13 protein-coding genes are annotated in these 15433 nt (G+C 44.1%); 7 read left to right on the forward strand and 6 right to left on the reverse strand.

What is annotated here, in order from left to right:
• Nucleotides 1-35: 35 nt before the first annotated feature.
• The 4 genes from rplM (at nucleotide 36) to sspB (ending at nucleotide 2315) form a co-directional block, all read left to right on the forward strand.
• Complete coding sequence (rplM, locus tag C5470_RS07195; protein WP_112878885.1) at nucleotides 36-464, forward strand: 50S ribosomal protein L13; 429 nt, start codon at nucleotides 36-38, stop codon at nucleotides 462-464.
• A gap of 15 nt (nucleotides 465-479) precedes the next feature.
• Nucleotides 480-872, forward strand: coding sequence for a 30S ribosomal protein S9 (gene rpsI / locus C5470_RS07200; RefSeq protein ID WP_012990148.1), 393 nt, complete (start codon nucleotides 480-482; stop codon nucleotides 870-872).
• A gap of 291 nt (nucleotides 873-1163) precedes the next feature.
• Nucleotides 1164-1805: a stringent starvation protein SspA gene (gene sspA / locus C5470_RS07205; protein ID WP_021323579.1), complete on the forward strand. Its 642-nt coding sequence runs from the start codon at nucleotides 1164-1166 to the stop codon at nucleotides 1803-1805.
• A gap of 3 nt (nucleotides 1806-1808) precedes the next feature.
• The gene (gene sspB / locus C5470_RS07210; RefSeq protein ID WP_166287174.1) at nucleotides 1809-2315 is read left to right on the forward strand and encodes a ClpXP protease specificity-enhancing factor; all 507 of its coding nucleotides are present in this window, start codon (nucleotides 1809-1811) and stop codon (nucleotides 2313-2315) included.
• 57 nt (nucleotides 2316-2372) lie between these two features.
• On the opposite strand, the gene C5470_RS07215 is transcribed toward sspB, so the two are convergent.
• The 3 genes from C5470_RS07215 to gltB all read right to left on the reverse strand — a co-directional run bounded on the left by C5470_RS07215 (nucleotide 2373) and on the right by gltB (nucleotide 8997).
• A complete protein-coding gene (locus C5470_RS07215) occupies nucleotides 2373-2885 on the reverse strand; it encodes a hypothetical protein (protein ID WP_166287177.1) in 513 nt (170 codons plus the stop codon).
• 226 nt (nucleotides 2886-3111) lie between these two features.
• On the reverse strand, nucleotides 3112-4530 hold the full coding sequence (locus C5470_RS07220; protein ID WP_166287180.1) for a glutamate synthase small subunit: 1419 nt from the start codon (nucleotides 4528-4530) through the stop codon (nucleotides 3112-3114).
• A 9-nt stretch (nucleotides 4531-4539) separates the two neighbouring features.
• Nucleotides 4540-8997 carry a glutamate synthase large subunit gene (gene gltB, locus C5470_RS07225; RefSeq protein WP_166287183.1) on the reverse strand — a complete coding sequence of 1486 codons (4458 nt, stop codon included), beginning with the start codon at nucleotides 8995-8997 and terminating at the stop codon, nucleotides 4540-4542.
• A 745-nt stretch (nucleotides 8998-9742) separates the two neighbouring features.
• On the opposite strand from gltB, the gene arcB reads away from it, so the two are divergent.
• The 3 genes from arcB (at nucleotide 9743) to mtgA (ending at nucleotide 13705) form a co-directional block, all read left to right on the forward strand.
• On the forward strand, nucleotides 9743-12085 hold the full coding sequence (arcB, locus tag C5470_RS07230) for an aerobic respiration two-component sensor histidine kinase ArcB (protein WP_166287186.1): 2343 nt from the start codon (nucleotides 9743-9745) through the stop codon (nucleotides 12083-12085).
• Between the two features lie 236 nt (nucleotides 12086-12321).
• A complete protein-coding gene (gene elbB, locus C5470_RS07235; RefSeq protein ID WP_166287189.1) occupies nucleotides 12322-12975 on the forward strand; it encodes an isoprenoid biosynthesis glyoxalase ElbB in 654 nt (217 codons plus the stop codon).
• 4 nt (nucleotides 12976-12979) lie between these two features.
• Nucleotides 12980-13705 (forward strand): monofunctional biosynthetic peptidoglycan transglycosylase, encoded by a 726-nt coding sequence (gene mtgA, locus C5470_RS07240; RefSeq protein WP_166287192.1) that lies wholly within the window; start codon nucleotides 12980-12982, stop codon nucleotides 13703-13705.
• A 143-nt stretch (nucleotides 13706-13848) separates the two neighbouring features.
• On the opposite strand, the gene dolP is transcribed toward mtgA, so the two are convergent.
• From dolP to C5470_RS07255, 3 genes are read right to left on the reverse strand one after another with little or no spacing between them, the layout of a single operon-like run.
• Nucleotides 13849-14424 (reverse strand): division/outer membrane stress-associated lipid-binding lipoprotein, encoded by a 576-nt coding sequence (dolP, locus tag C5470_RS07245; protein WP_166287195.1) that lies wholly within the window; start codon nucleotides 14422-14424, stop codon nucleotides 13849-13851.
• Between the two features lie 10 nt (nucleotides 14425-14434).
• Nucleotides 14435-15025, reverse strand: coding sequence for a DnaA initiator-associating protein DiaA (gene diaA, locus C5470_RS07250; protein WP_036842149.1), 591 nt, complete (start codon nucleotides 15023-15025; stop codon nucleotides 14435-14437).
• Nucleotides 15026-15049: 24 nt separating this feature from the next.
• Nucleotides 15050-15430: a YraN family protein gene (locus C5470_RS07255; protein ID WP_036842150.1), complete on the reverse strand. Its 381-nt coding sequence runs from the start codon at nucleotides 15428-15430 to the stop codon at nucleotides 15050-15052.
• Between the last annotated feature and the right edge of the window lie 3 nt (nucleotides 15431-15433).

A 15433-nucleotide genomic window follows, 5' to 3' on the forward strand; every position in this document is an offset into this window, starting at 1 on the left:
TCACCAACGTGTAACTTATTATTGGGTAAGCTTTAATGAAAACTTTTACAGCTAAACCAGAAACCGTAAAACGCGACTGGTATGTTGTTGACGCAGATGGCAAAACTTTAGGCCGTCTTGCAACTGAAGTGGCTAGTCGTCTACGCGGCAAGCATAAAGCGGAATACACTCCGCACGTTGATACTGGTGATTACATCATCATCGTTAACGCAGAAAAAGTTGCAGTAACCGGTAACAAGCGTTCTGATAAAATCTACTATCACCACACTGGTCACATCGGTGGTATCAAGCAAGCGACCTTTGAAGAGATGATTGCCCGCCGTCCTGAGCGTGTAATTGAAATCGCGGTTAAAGGCATGCTGCCAAAAGGGCCACTGGGTCGTGCGATGTACCGTAAACTGAAAGTTTATGCAGGTAGCGAGCACAACCATGCGGCACAGCAACCGCAAGTTCTGGACATTTAATCGGGATCATAGGCAATGGCTGAAAATCAATACTACGGCACTGGTCGCCGCAAAAGCTCTTCCGCACGTGTCTTTATTAAGCCAGGTAGCGGTAACATCGTCATCAATCAACGTAGCCTCGAAGTTTACTTTGGCCGCGAAACAGCACGCATGGTTGTTCGTCAGCCACTCGAGCTGGTTGATATGTTGGGTAAACTGGATCTGTACATCACCGTTAAAGGTGGTGGTATTTCTGGTCAGGCAGGCGCAATCCGTCACGGTATCACCCGTGCACTGATGGCATACGACGAAACTCTGCGTTCTGATCTTCGTAAAGCTGGCTTCGTTACCCGCGATGCTCGTGAAGTTGAACGTAAGAAAGTTGGTCTGCGTAAAGCACGTCGCCGTCCACAGTTCTCCAAACGTTAATTTTTTGTCTCTATGGCAATTACTTAATGTTCAAACCCGTCTTTATGGCGGGTTTTTTACTTAATTATCTATACACTTCCCCCAAAATGTACAAAATCTGGTAAACTAGTGCCAATTTTTGCCTCATCCATTTATCTGCCTACTATCTGAACGATAGGCCATTGTGTCGAGTAGCGCATTCCGTATTCACCGTTGCGGCGCAGGAACATAAGGGGTGAGAATGAATGAGTAGGAATAGTCGTTATAGCGTGGGACTATTCATTCCTTTTTTAGATAAACTTGGAGGTTTTCATGGCTGTCGCTGCCAACAAACGTTCGGTAATGACTCTGTTTTCAGGCCCGGCCGACATTTTTAGCCATCAAGTGCGAATTGTACTGGCGGAAAAAGGTGTCAGTGTTGAAGTTGAACAGGTTGAGGCAGGTAATTTGCCACAGGACCTTATCGATCTGAACCCTTATCAGACAGTTCCGACTTTGGTTGACCGTGAGCTGACGCTGTATGACTCCCGCATCATTATGGAATATCTTGATGAGCGCTTTCCTCATCCGCCATTAATGCCAGTGTATCCGGTTGCCCGTGGTTCCAGTCGTTTGATGATGCACCGTATTGAGAAAGACTGGTATTCCCTGATGCACACTATTGAGAAAGGTAATTCTCAGGAAGCCAATGCTGCCCGTAAACGATTAGCAGAAGAATTGCTGGCAGTGGCGCCAATATTTAAAGAAATGCCCTTCTTTATGAGTGAAGAATTTAGTTTGGTTGATTGCTATCTTGCCCCTTTGCTATGGCGTTTACCTGAACTGGGTATAGAGTTACCAAGTTCTGGTACCAAAGATTTACAAATTTACATGCAGCGTGTCTTTGAACGTGATGCATTCCTGGCTTCATTAACCGAAGCTGAACGTGAAATGCGCTTGCAATCCAGGAACTGATTTATGGAGCTGTCTCAAATGTCTCCTCGTCGCCCTTATTTGTTGCGTGCTCACTACGAGTGGTTACTAGATAATGATATGACTCCATATCTGGCTGTAGACGTGACTTTACGTGGAGTAAATGTACCAATGGAATATGCCCGTGATGGGCAAATTGTGCTGAATATAGCGCCGAGAGCTGTTGGTAATCTTGAGTTAACCAATGATGAAGTACGCTTCAATGCCCGTTTTGGCGGTATGCCCCGTCAGATTAATGTACCAATGGCGGCGGTTCTCGCTATTTATAGCCGTGAAAATGGGACAGGAATGATGTTTGAGCCTGAAGCAGCTTATAAAGATGAATATCTTTTTGAGTTTTCAGGGCATGATAAAGCTGACGCTTCTGCGGCAGATAACTTGGTATTAGTTACGGATACCCTCCATGATGCTGAAGATAATAGTGGAACTTCACCCGATGATGAGCCACCAAAACCGACAAGAGGGCGTCCTGCTTTACGGGTAGTAAAGTAGTAAAATAAGCGCTAAAAAGGGGGCGATTTGCCTCCTTATTTTTTTCAAATTTATTGATTAAAATTCCACATTGTAGGCTTTCTCTAACTCCCAGAAACATTCTTCTACTCTGTTTTTAGCTTCGTAGTCTGTGATGGCCCCTAAGCTCTTTCTGACTTGATTGATAAATTCTATTTTATTCTCTCTGGTCTCAAGTTCTGGCGGGATTGTACAGATATCAGCCAATGATATATTGTTTTCTTTATCGGCAGTAGTAAGGACATCAACGGGATTATTAATTAATGCCATAGATAATGCGTAACGTATCTCTTTGGAAAAATCCAGATGTATACTTTGCGTTAATTTAAAAGCCAGTTTTATCCAGTCATGGTCACCAGTAGTAATTTTGTGAGTGATCTCTTGTCTGGCTCCTGTTTCCCCTAATTCTGCAACGACAGAGTTGATACCTCTATTGATAATCTCTTTATTAATATTATCGGGTGTAACATGTCGTGACAACGCAAGCACCGGAAGACTAGTACCAGTAAGCAATGCCAAAAATAACAAAATCATAGTTTTAATTAATTTCATTAATATTTCCAGAATTTATGGTTGAATAAGCATAGTGCTATCTTAGCTAGGTAGTTGGTAAAATCCACTCTGATAAGATGAAATACACCAAAATGTTAATTATGACAGAAGTAAGTACGGAATGTTCATTAAATACATTCGCTCTTTATATAAAAATAGTCCAGCTAATATAAATTATTGAGCTGGTAATAGGAAGGTTTGGGAGCTGGAAAGCTCCCTTTGTTTATTAGATATTGAGGTAATCAAGGATGCCTTGTGCAGCTTTACGCCCTTCGGCAATTGCAGTTACAACCAAATCTGAACCACGAACGGCGTCTCCGCCAGCAAATATCTGAGGATTGCTGGTCTGGAACGGCATGTCTGAGAACTCAGGAGCAACGATACGCCCCTGTTTATCCCGCGCTATTTGATGGTTATTTAACCAATTCATTGTATGTGGTTTAAAACCAAATGCCATAATCACGGCATCAGCTTTGAGCAGATGTTCGGAGCCGGTGATAATTTCAGCCTGGCGGCGTCCATTTTCATCAGGTTTACCTAATTGGGTCCGTACCATTTTTATGCCACAAACTTGACCTGAACTGTTGATTTCAATGCTGAGAGGTTGCAGATTAAACAGAAATTCTACACCTTCTTCCCTGGCATTTTTCACTTCGCGGCGGGAGCCTGGCATGTTAACTTCGTCACGGCGATAAGCACAGGTAACAGAAGCCGCTTTTTGGCGAATAGACGTTCTGACGCAATCCATCGCTGTATCGCCACCACCGAGCACCACGACTCGTTTATTCTGCATATCAATGAAAGGCTGTGATTGCTGAGGGGGATACCCCATCAAGTGCCGGGTATTGGCAATCAGAAATGGCAGTGCATCATAAACGCCATCAGCATCTTCATTTGCCAGTCCCCCGCGCATTGAGTGATAGGTTCCTACACCAAGAAATATTGCATCAAACTGCTCTGTCAGTTCAGATAGGGCGATATCTTTGCCTATTTCAGTATTGAGCCGGAATTCAATTCCCATCTCAGAGAAAATTTTACGCCGGCGTATCATCACTTCTTTTTCCAGTTTAAACGCAGGTATGCCAAAAGTGAGTAATCCGCCTATTTCCGGGTGGCGATCAAAAACGACTGCTTTTACACCATTACGGGCTAATACATCAGCACAGGCCAGCCCTGCGGGGCCTGCACCAATAATCGCAACCTGTTTGCCCGTTGGCTGAACTTGTGACATATCGGGCTTCCAGCCCATAGCAATCGCTTTATCGTTGATATAGCGTTCGATATTACCAATAGTGACTGCACCAAACTCATCATTTAGGGTACAGGCGCCTTCACAGAGGCGATCCTGTGGACAAACGCGACCACAAACTTCCGGCAGGCTGTTTGTCTGATGGGATAAATCAGCGGCTTCCATGATACGCCCTTCATTGGCAAGTTTAAGCCAATTGGGTATGTAGTTATGGACAGGGCATTTCCATTCGCAATACGGATTACCGCAGGCAAGGCAGCGATCTGCCTGTGTTTGTGCCTGAATTGCTGAAAACGACTCATAGATTTCCACAAATTCTATTTTGCGGATCTTCAGTGGTTTTTTAGGCGGATCGACGCGTTGTAAGTCGATAAACTGATAGACATTCTGGCTCATCTGGGCTCCTTATTGCGCTTGAATTCGCAACTCTGCGGAAGAACGACTACGATGTCCCAGCAGGGCTTTCACATCACTGGATTTTGGTTTCACAAGCGCAAATTTGCTCAACCACTGTTGCCAGTTAGCAAGAATATCTTCCCCGCGCTGGGAACCGGTCAGGAGAACGTGTTCAGTGATAAGTCCTCTCAAATGTTCTTCGTGGATAGCTAAGGTCTCTACTGCCAGTACTTCTACCAGCTCTGGGTTAACCCGTTTACGGAAATCATCATTTTCATCCAGAACATAGGCAAAACCGCCGGTCATACCTGCACCAAAGTTGATTCCGGTGCGTCCGAGAATGCAGACGATACCGCCTGTCATATATTCACAGCCATTATCTCCGATACCTTCTACAACCGTAATAGCACCTGAATTACGAACAGCGAAGCGTTCTCCGGCCCGTCCAGCGGCGTACAGCTTGCCGCCGGTCGCTCCATACAGGCATGTGTTGCCAATGATGGTTGCCTGATGGCTTTTAAAGGCAGAACCGACAGGGGGGTGTATTACGATGCGACCACCGGCCATACCTTTACCAACATAATCATTGGCATCACCGATAAGTGTCAGCTCCAGACCGCCAGCATTCCAGACACCAAAACTTTGACCGGCAGTACCATTGAAATGAATTTTTATTGGGGCAGCTGCGACGCCCTGATTACCATATCGGGTAGCGATAAAGCCGGAAAGAGAAGCCCCAACTGAACGATCGGTATTACGGATATCAAAATAGAAAGTTTTACTTTGTTGGCTTTCAATATAACTGGAGGCTTGAACCAATAAATTTTTATTCAATGTGCCATTATCAAATGGCAGGTTATTTTCAGTGCAATATAACGTTTTACCTTGATGTGGTTCAGCTGTTGCCAATAGCGGCTCAAGATTTAATTTGCTCTGTTTTGCTGAAATACCTTCCAATACTTCCAACAGTTCAGTTCGGCCTATTAAATCAGTCAGATTTCTGATCCCTAATTCCGCCATGATCTCTCTGGTTTCACGGGCGATAAAATGGAAGTAATTTATTACCCGCTCAGGCAATCCGTGGTAATGGTCGCGGCGTAATTTCTCATCTTGCGTTGCAACACCGGTCGCACAGTTATTCAGGTGGCAGATACGCAGATATTTGCACCCAAGGGCAACCATGGGGCCGGTGCCGAAACCGAAACTTTCAGCACCAAGAATGGCTGCTTTGATAATGTCCACGCCGGTTTTCAACCCGCCATCTACCTGTAAACGGATCTTATGGCGCAATCCGTTGGCAACCAGAGCCTGTTGAGTTTCCACTAATCCCAATTCCCAGGGGCATCCGGCATACTTCACTGATGACAATGGACTGGCGCCAGTACCGCCATCGTAACCTGCGATAGTAATTAAATCGGCATAAGCCTTGGCAACACCCGTTGCAACCGTACCAACGCCTGGCTCTGAAACCAGTTTTACTGAGATCAGCGCATTGGGATTGATCTGCTTTAGATCGAAAATCAACTGAGCCAGATCTTCAATAGAATAAATATCGTGATGCGGTGGTGGAGAAATAAGTGTTACGCCTGGTACGGAATAACGTAGTTTTGCAATATACGGTGTGACCTTATCACCCGGTAATTGCCCGCCTTCTCCAGGTTTAGCACCTTGGGCCACTTTAACCTGAATCACATCAGCGTTGACCAGATAGGCAGGTGTTACACCGAACCGGCCGGAAGCAACTTGCTTGATACGGGAAACTTTTTTTGTACCATAACGTGCGGGATCTTCTCCGCCTTCACCGGAGTTGGAAAAGCCACCCAGCGTATTCATTGCTTCTGCCAGAGCTTCATGTGCTTCAGGGCTTAATGCTCCAATCGACATTGCGGCGGTATCAAAGCGTTTAAACAGCGCTTCGGCGGGTTCTACTTCTTCAATGGGGATAGGTTCATCTTTTGTTTTTATCGCCAGCAAATCACGGATTGTGGTCACAGGGCGCTGATTAACCAAGCGGCTATATTTCAAATAATCGTTGTATTCGCCACTGTGAACTGCAGATTGCAGAGTGCTGATGACATCTGGGTTATAAGCGTGGTATTCGCCGTTATGTACATATTTCAGTAACCCTCCCTGATCAACTGGATGGCGGGGAAGCCATGCGCGTTTGGATAAGTTTCGCAGATCCTGCTCAAAATCGCTGAAGTTAGCACCGCCAATCCGGCTGACAACACCATTGAAGCAAAGCTCAGTTAATTCAGAATGTAAGCCGACAGCTTCAAACAGTTTAGAGCAACGATAGGAGGCGATAGTCGAGATGCCCATTTTCGACATGATTTTATATAGCCCTTTATTAATGCCATTGCGGTAGTTGAGCATGACATCAGCATAGGGTTTATTAATCGTGCCATTATCGACCATTTTGGCCAGTGATTCGTAAGCCAGATAGGGATAGATAGCGGTTGCACCAAATCCCAGCAGCACAGTGAAATGATGTGGATCACGGGCACTCGCAGTTTCTACTATCAGGTTGGTATCGCAGCGCAGGTTTTTTTCCACCAAACGGTGCTGAATGGCCCCGACAGCCATAGGAGCCGGTATGGGTAACTTCTCCGGCGTAATATTGCGGTCAGATAATACCAGCAATACTGCACCATCTCTGGCGAGCTGTTCAGCCTGGTCACACAATGCAAACAGCGCATTTTGCAGATGAGTTTCCTGCGGATTGAAAGTTAAGTCTACGTGTTCTGCACGATAGTGCGGACTTTGCTGTGTTGTTAATTGATGAAAATCAGAGTAGAGCAGAATAGGGGATTTAAAACTTAACCGATGCGCCTGTCCCTCAGCTTCACAAAATACGTTCATCTCCCGTCCAATGCAGGTGGTGAGAGACATAACATGCGCTTCGCGTAGTGGATCAATTGGCGGGTTAGTGACTTGAGCGAATTGCTGACGGAAATAGTCATAAATAATCCGTGGACGGCTGGAAAGTACAGCAAACGGCGTATCATCACCCATTGATCCCGTCGCTTCCTGACCATTCTCTCCCAAGACCCGGATAATTTGATCCAGTTCTTCATTACTGTAGGCAAATTGTTTTTGATAAACCGCCAGTGATTGATCGTTCAGATCCCGGTGACCCGCCCGATCTTCCAGTAATTCTTCAAATGGGATCAGGCGCTTGACGTTTTTATCCATCCATTCTTTATAGGGATGGCGGCTTTTCAGGTCATTGTCTGTTTCTTCTGCATGAAGGATACGGCCTTGGCGGGTATCAATCACCATGAGTTCGCCGGGGCCGACTCGTCCCTTTTCTACGACTTCGTCAGGCTGATAATCCCAGATGCCGACTTCGGAAGCACAAGTGATCAGCTTATCTTTAGTAATGACATAACGTGCCGGGCGTAAGCCATTACGATCCAGATTACAGGCAGCATAGCGGCCATCTGACATGACGATACCGGCAGGACCATCCCAGGGTTCCATGTGCATAGAGTTGAAATCAAAGAAAGCGCGCAGATCCTCATCCATATCAGGATTGTTCTGCCATGCCGGCGGGACCAGCAACCGCATAGCACGGATTAAATCCATTCCGCCATTGAGAAACAGCTCCAGCATGTTATCCAGCGAGCTGGAGTCTGATCCTGTTTCGTTGACAAAAGGAGCCGCAGATTGCAGATCAGGGATAAGCGGGGTTTTGAATTTATAGGCTCTTGCCCGTGCCCACTGGCGGTTGCCGGTAATGGTATTTATTTCACCATTATGAGCGAGATAGCGGAAAGGCTGTGCCAATGGCCAACGTGGTACGGTATTGGTTGAGAAACGCTGATGGAACAGGCAGATTGCTGATTCTAATCGTAAATCAGCCAGATCAGGATAGAAACGGGGTAAATCTGCCGCCATGCACAGCCCTTTATAGATGGTCACCAGATTGGACAAACTACAAACATAAAAATCACTGTCGCTGATGCGTTTTTCTATCCGGCGGCGGGCAACGAATAAACGGCGTTCTAAATCACGGGCACGCCAGCCAGCAGGAGCATTAACAAAAATCTGTTCGATACGGGGGAGGCTGGAAAGGGCTATTTCGCCGAGAATATCACTGTTGGTCGGTACTTCACGCCAGCCAACGACTGACAGCGTTTCATTTTGCAGCTCCTGTTCGACTATTTCCCGGCAGTTTTGGGCAATCTGAGGATCCTGGCTGAGAAATAGCATACCGACTGCATAATTGCGGGCTAAACGCCATTCGTGCTCTTGTGCGACCATCCGAAAAAAACGGTCGGGTTTTTGCAGCAATAAACCGCAACCATCGCCGGTTTTACCATCTGCCAGAATTGCGCCACGATGTTGCATTCGTGCCAGTGCATGGATAGCGGTACGGACTACTTTGTGGCTTGGCTCCCCTTCAATATGGGCTATCAGTCCAAAGCCACAGTTATCCTTTTCTTGAGATTTGTTATACAGCATAGTGTGAACCTCCCCAGGTTCTGTCCGACTCTCACAGAAACTCACAGAAATTTGTGAGATGAATATTTTTACAGGCGTCTGAATTGCGCCCTCAATCAACTGCCACCTGTCTATTGACTATGAACAGGCGGTACTGAAATGGTATTGTGTCACTGCATAATTATGGTGCAGATGAGGATCTGACGGATGATTTCTAGTGACTTCTCAAGTTAACGAGAAATGCAGATCAGGTCAAATATAGCTGGGATAAGGTAAATACAGGCAAAAAATAGAGTTAATCATATGATTTATAAATAAAAAAATTAATATGAAAGTTGTGTGATATAGATCATGTTAGAATTTTAATGTGAGTTATATCACTAATATTAGTGTAATATCTGTTTTGTATATACTGTTAAATGTTTATTTTTTGGATTTAAGTTCCGACAAATATAAACTAAATGGAATTAATATATATTTTTATTTTTTTATAAGAATAAAGTTTTATCTTTTTGTGGTTATTAAAAGAGTGAAAAAGAATTTTATGCTTATTTTGTCAATGAATTTGATTATTTATTCATGCTTAGATTGTGCGAAAAGACCGGCAGGGGTAAAAAGCCAGAATAATGTTTGGGAAGTCCTCATCAAAACTATTAAATAATACTATTGTTTTACTCGATCAACAATTTCTGTATTCCTTCAACGAAGTAGCGGACTTTTTACGGTATGATTCGGATTGGTCATATTTAACGGGAGTCTTTATGAAATGAAGCTGCTTAGGGGCCTGGCCCAATATTATGTTGATTTAATGATGAAATTGGGGCTAGTACGCTTCTCATTACTGCTTGCATCTGCGTTAGTTGTTCTTGCTATGAGTGTGCAGATGGTCGTCACTTTTCTGCTTCAGGGAGGAGTGCAAAGTATTGATTTAGTTCGCTCAATTTTCTTTGGTTTGTTAATTACTCCCTGGGCAGTCTATTTCCTTTCGGTTGTTGTTGAACAGCTTGAAGAATCCCGCCAACGATTATCCAAATTAGTTGAAAAATTAGAAGTGATGCGTCAGCGTGATCGGGAACTTAATCAGCAATTAAAAGACAATATTATTAAGCTGAATCAGGAAATCTCAGAAAGAGAAAAAGCTGAACAGGCGCATCTGATATTGCTGGATAAACTAAAAGAAGAGATGAAGCACCGTGAGCAGACCCAGATTGAATTGGAACAGCAATCTATATTACTGAAGTCTTTTCTCGATGCTTCTCCTGATTTGGTCTATTACCGTAATGAAGATAATGAGTTCTCTGGTTGTAACCGGGCGATGGAATTGCTGACGGGTAAAAGCCAGAAACAACTTGTCGGGCTAACACCAAATGATGTTTATGATAAAGAAGTTGCCCGCAAGGTGATGAAAACGGATGAAAAAGTGTTCCGTCATAATGTTGCCCTAACTTATGAACAATGGCTGGTTTATCCCGATGGACGAAAAGCCTGTTTTGAACTGCGGAAAGTCCCTTTTTATGATCGGGTAGGAAAAAGACACGGGCTTATGGGATTTGGGCGCGATATAACGGAGCGTAAGCGTTATCAGGACGCTTTGGAGAATGCAAGTAGGGATAAGACGACTTTTATCTCAACGATTAGCCATGAGCTTCGTACTCCTTTAAATGGCATTGTTGGTTTGAGCCGTATTCTACTTGATACTGAACTGACCTCTGAACAAAATAAATATCTGAAAACGATACATGTCAGTGCTATCACGCTTGGCAATATTTTCAATGACATTATTGAAATGGACAAAATTGAGCGGCGTAAAGTCCAGCTTGATAATCAGCCAATTGACTTTACCGGTTTTATGTCCGATCTGGAAAACCTCTCTGGGCTGCTGGTACAGCCGAAAGGGATTAAATTTGTGATGGAACCCGAGCTGCCATTACCTGCCAGAATCATGACAGATGGTACTCGCTTGCGCCAAATTCTGTGGAACTTGATTGGCAATGCAGTGAAATTTACTCAAAAAGGCGAGATTAATGTTCGAATCTGGTATGAAAAGGGTGAGCGTTTGTTGTTTGAAGTCACGGATACGGGGATTGGTATTCCACTTGATGAGCAAGAGAAGATCTTTGCGATGTATTATCAGGTGAAAGGCAGTCATGGTGGTTGTCCGGCAACGGGAACAGGTATTGGACTGGCTGTATCCAAACGTTTAGCGCAAAGTATGGGCGGCAATATTTTGGTGGAAAGTGAGCCGGGACAAGGTTCTCGATTTACACTCTCTATTATTGCTCCTGCTATGGAAGAGAGTCTGCCATGCAGAGAAGATACAGAAGATTGCCCACTTCCGGCTTTGCATATTTTGCTGGTAGAAGATATTGAGCTGAATGTGATCGTTGCTCGTTCAGTACTGGAAAAATTGGGTAACAGCGTAGAAGTCGTTATGAATGGTAAGGATGCTCTGGAAGTGTTCAAGCCAGGGGAGTTCGATCTGGTATTACTTGATATTCAGTTGCCTGATATGACCGGATTAGACATCGCCCGGGAATTACGTAAGCGATATGCCAAAAAGGATCTGCCCCCACTTATTGCGCTGACGGCAAATGTCTTAAAGGACAAAAAAGAATATCTGGATGCGGGCATGAATGGCGTGCTGAGTAAACCGCTGTCTGTGAATGCCTTAACGGCCATTATTGAACAATTCTGGGGAGAACAGTCTGTGCATCATATGAAGCCAGAAGAAGAGGAGTCAGGATTGATGAAAGATGAAGATTTACTTGATACAAAAATGCTTAATCAATACATCGAACTGGTTGGACCTCAGTTGATTCGCGATAGCCTGAATGTATTTGAGAAGATGATGCCGGGGTACCTGTCTGTGCTGGAATCGAATATGACAGCTAAAGACCAGAAAGGCATCACGGAGGAAGCACATAAGATAAAAGGTGCGGCGGGGTCGGTTGGATTACTTCATTTACAACAACTGGCTCAACAGATTCAATCACCTGATTTACCTGCATGGTGGGACAATGTTCAGGAATGGGTTGATGAGTTAAAGCAAGAATGGAGAAACGATACGGAAATTTTAGGGGAATGGTTGGCAGGCGCTGAAAAAAAATAACCCCAACCGAGGTTGGGGTGCGCGAATACTGCGCCAACACCAGGGAAAACTTTTTACCCGCCTATCTGATGCATCTTTGTTGCGGCGAGTAAATGGGGAATTCTCCGTACATCATACAAGTACCAACATAGCAAAGATAAGATTTTTTGTTACAAGATTCATTAAAATCTGTGATGAAGATTGGTGTTTAACCCCCTAAAGGGTTAAGCAATAATCTACTACAAATGGAGTGAGCTATGAAATCAGTTGCGGTTGTCTTAAGTGGATGTGGTGTATTCGATGGTAGTGAAATTCATGAATCAGTATTAACTATGCTTTCTTTAGATCGTTTAGGTGTTAAAACGAGCTTTTTGGCACCTGATGCGCCACAACTTCATGTTATTAATCATATTAGCGGTGAAGAAACAGACGGAGAACGTAACGTTCTACAGGAGTCAGCCCGTATTTCAAGGGGAAAAATCAAGTCTTTGTCACAAGCAAATGCAGATGAGTTTGATGCCCTGATCATTCCTGGGGGATTTGGTGTTGCAAAGAATTTATGTGACTTTGCTGCTAAGACAGTTGATTGCGAAATAAATAAAGATTTATTAAGTTTAGTGAGGGCTATGCATAAACAACATAAACCTATGGGGTTTATGTGTATTGCACCGGTTATGTTGCCAAAACTACTTAATACACCGGTGAAACTAACGATTGGTAATGATCCTGAAACTGCTGCTCAGGTGGAGGAAATGGGAGGGATCCATATAGTTTGCAAGGTAAATGATATTGTTGTTGATTTGGAAAACAAAATTGTTACAACTCCAGCCTATATGCTTGCTGAATCTATTTCTCAGGCAGAGGAGGGAATTGATAAACTTGTCAGAAAAGTATTGGAAATGACTGAGTAACTGGATGAGAAATCCTGTGCAATTTTTATGGTGCTGGCTTAAAAAAATCGTAATCTCAGTTATTATCTTATGGATAGTTTCTGTTGTTGCGTTTTCATTTTTGCCAGTGCCATTTTCTATGATTATGGTTGAGCGCCAAATTAACGCTTGGCTATCAGTTAATTTTTCTTACGTATCCCGTTCTGCTTGGGTAGGGCATGAACAAATATCCCCAAATATTGCATTGGCTGTTATTGCGGCTGAGGATCAAAAATTTTCACAGCATTGGGGATTTGACTTTGACGCTATTGAAAATGCCCTTGAGCATCATCAAAATAACTCTGGCAGGTTGAGGGGCGCTTCAACGATTTCTCAGCAAACGGCCAAAAATTTATTTTTGTGGGATGGACGTAGCTGGTTGAGAAAAGGGCTGGAAGCTGGAATGACCTTTGCCATTGAATTGGCATGGTCAAAAAGCCGAATTTTGACGGTTTATCTTAATATTGTAGAATTTGGTGAGGGTATTTTTGGTGTTGAAGAGGCATCCAGACACTATTTTCATAAATCAGCCAGTAAATTGACTGCATCAGAAGCTGCTTTACTCGCTGCTGTATTGCCTAACCCGCACCGTTATAAAGTTAACGCTCCTTCGGCGTATGTTTTACAGCGTCAACAATGGATTTTGCGACAAATGCGGTTGTTGGGCGGGGTGAATTACCTTAAGGAAAACGAGTTATTGAAAAGTTATTGAGGGAAGAATGGAAAGTCCCCCGGTTTGACGTTGGATATTTGGCATTGGATAGTAAGTAAAAAAGGAAAGCGCCCGCGTCAAAGAATGACGCGGCTTAATATATTCAGGGTAAATTTATAGTGTTATCACCCTCAGTAATATGCTTAATTCAGATAAGTAAACGCAGTTGTTACCCGCTTAACACCGTCAGTTTCGCTGGCAATTTTCGCTGCGGCGTTACCTTCTTGTTTAGTCAGAATACCCAGCAAAAAGACCTCACCGTTTTCTGTAACGACTTTTATGTTGGAAGACTTAACTGAGTCACTAGCCAGAATTTTTGAGCGTACTTTAGTGGTAATCCAGGTATCTTTAGAAGCCGTACTTAATTCAACAGGTTTCCCCTGACGAATTTCATTGTACACAACATGAGTTCCATCAACACGGGACGCTATCTGTTTTGCACGGTCTGTAAGGCTTGAGTCCGGGCTTTGGCCTGTCAGCAAAACTTTCCCTTGATAGGCGGTGGTAATAACACGGATACGCTCTTTGATCTGCTTATCTTTGTTAAGTGCATTACTGACACGTGCTTCCAGCGTACCATCGTCAACCTGTTGACCAATAGTACGGGGGTCGGTTGCGCTTTTAGTCGCTACAGCGGCAGAACCTACCACGGCTGCACCAATACATCCTTGTAACATGACTGCGGCACAAACCGTAGCTAATAGGGGAAAAAATCGCATTATTGGTTCCTTAGTCATCCTGGTGGGGAAAGAGTGTATTATCGATTAAGTCACATAGGCAGTTAACTGTCAGCATATGAACTTCCTGAATTCGGGTGCTGCGATGAGATGGTATACGAATCTCCACATCTTGTGGCCCTAACAAGCCAGCAAGTTCACCACCATCATAGCCGGTAAGCGCGACAATCGTCATATCGCGGGTTACAGCCGCTTCAACGGCTTTAACAATATCCCGGCTATTTCCATGAGTGGAAATAGCCAATAACACATCGCCTGGCTGACCTAATGCCCGTACCTGTTTAGCGTAAATTTCATCATGTTGTTTACTACTTGAAATCGCTGTTATCACCACATTGTCTGCGTTAAGTGACAATGCAGGCAGACTCGGGCGTTCAGTTTCAAACCGGTTGATCATATTGGCAGCAAACCGCTGGGCAGTTGCAGCAGAGCCGCCATTACCACAGCAAAGGATTTTGTTACCATTCAGCAATGACTGAACCATCATTATTGCGGCCCGGGAGATAGCATCAGGTAATGCTTCTGCGGCTGCAATCTGAGTTTGAATACTTTCTGTAAAACAGACTTTAATTCTATCCAGCACGTTTATAACCTACCCAGTATCATTTTAGCGAGCGAACTCATCTTGATTGAAAGCATTTGGCAACCACACAAATTGTTGACCAGTAATAGCACAAATATCAAAGCGACAAGAAGTGGTTTCAAAACACTCACCTCGTTGAAACAGCCATACTGCGGCAGCGTGCAATAATTTTCTACGCTTGCTGCGGGTCACGGTCGCCAGTGCATCGCCATATTGCCCTTGTTTGCGAAAACGGACTTCAATAAAAACCCAGGTTTGTTTGTCTTTCATTATCAGGTCAATTTCACCACCATGAACTTTCACATTCGCAGCGATAAAAGTTAGCCCCTGTTTTTGCAAAAACAACTTTGCCTGTGTTTCGTAGTTACGTCCCAGCAAATAACTTGTCGGCTTTTTTATTTTCATCCT

It is taken from the genome of Photorhabdus stackebrandtii (assembly GCF_011189495.1).
GTDB lineage: Bacteria > Pseudomonadota > Gammaproteobacteria > Enterobacterales > Enterobacteriaceae > Photorhabdus > Photorhabdus khanii.

Bases quoted from the DNA above. Each gene is read 5' to 3' on its own strand.
- C5470_RS07215 (WP_166287177.1), bottom strand. From the start codon at position 2,885: ATGAAATTAATTAAAACTATGATTTTGTTATTTTTGGCATTGCTTACT.
- mtgA (WP_166287192.1), top strand. From the start codon at position 12,980: ATGAGAAATCCTGTGCAATTTTTATGGTGCTGGCTTAAAAAAATCGTA.
- arcB (WP_166287186.1), top strand. From the start codon at position 9,743: ATGAAGCTGCTTAGGGGCCTGGCCCAATATTATGTTGATTTAATGATG.
- C5470_RS07220 (WP_166287180.1), bottom strand. From the start codon at position 4,530: ATGAGCCAGAATGTCTATCAGTTTATCGACTTACAACGCGTCGATCCG.
- rplM (WP_112878885.1), top strand. From the start codon at position 36: ATGAAAACTTTTACAGCTAAACCAGAAACCGTAAAACGCGACTGGTAT.
- dolP (WP_166287195.1), bottom strand. From the start codon at position 14,424: ATGCGATTTTTTCCCCTATTAGCTACGGTTTGTGCCGCAGTCATGTTA.
- sspB (WP_166287174.1), top strand. From the start codon at position 1,809: ATGGAGCTGTCTCAAATGTCTCCTCGTCGCCCTTATTTGTTGCGTGCT.
- rpsI (WP_012990148.1), top strand. From the start codon at position 480: ATGGCTGAAAATCAATACTACGGCACTGGTCGCCGCAAAAGCTCTTCC.
- gltB (WP_166287183.1), bottom strand. From the start codon at position 8,997: ATGCTGTATAACAAATCTCAAGAAAAGGATAACTGTGGCTTTGGACTG.
- sspA (WP_021323579.1), top strand. From the start codon at position 1,164: ATGGCTGTCGCTGCCAACAAACGTTCGGTAATGACTCTGTTTTCAGGC.
- elbB (WP_166287189.1), top strand. From the start codon at position 12,322: ATGAAATCAGTTGCGGTTGTCTTAAGTGGATGTGGTGTATTCGATGGT.
- C5470_RS07255 (WP_036842150.1), bottom strand. From the start codon at position 15,430: ATGAAAATAAAAAAGCCGACAAGTTATTTGCTGGGACGTAACTACGAA.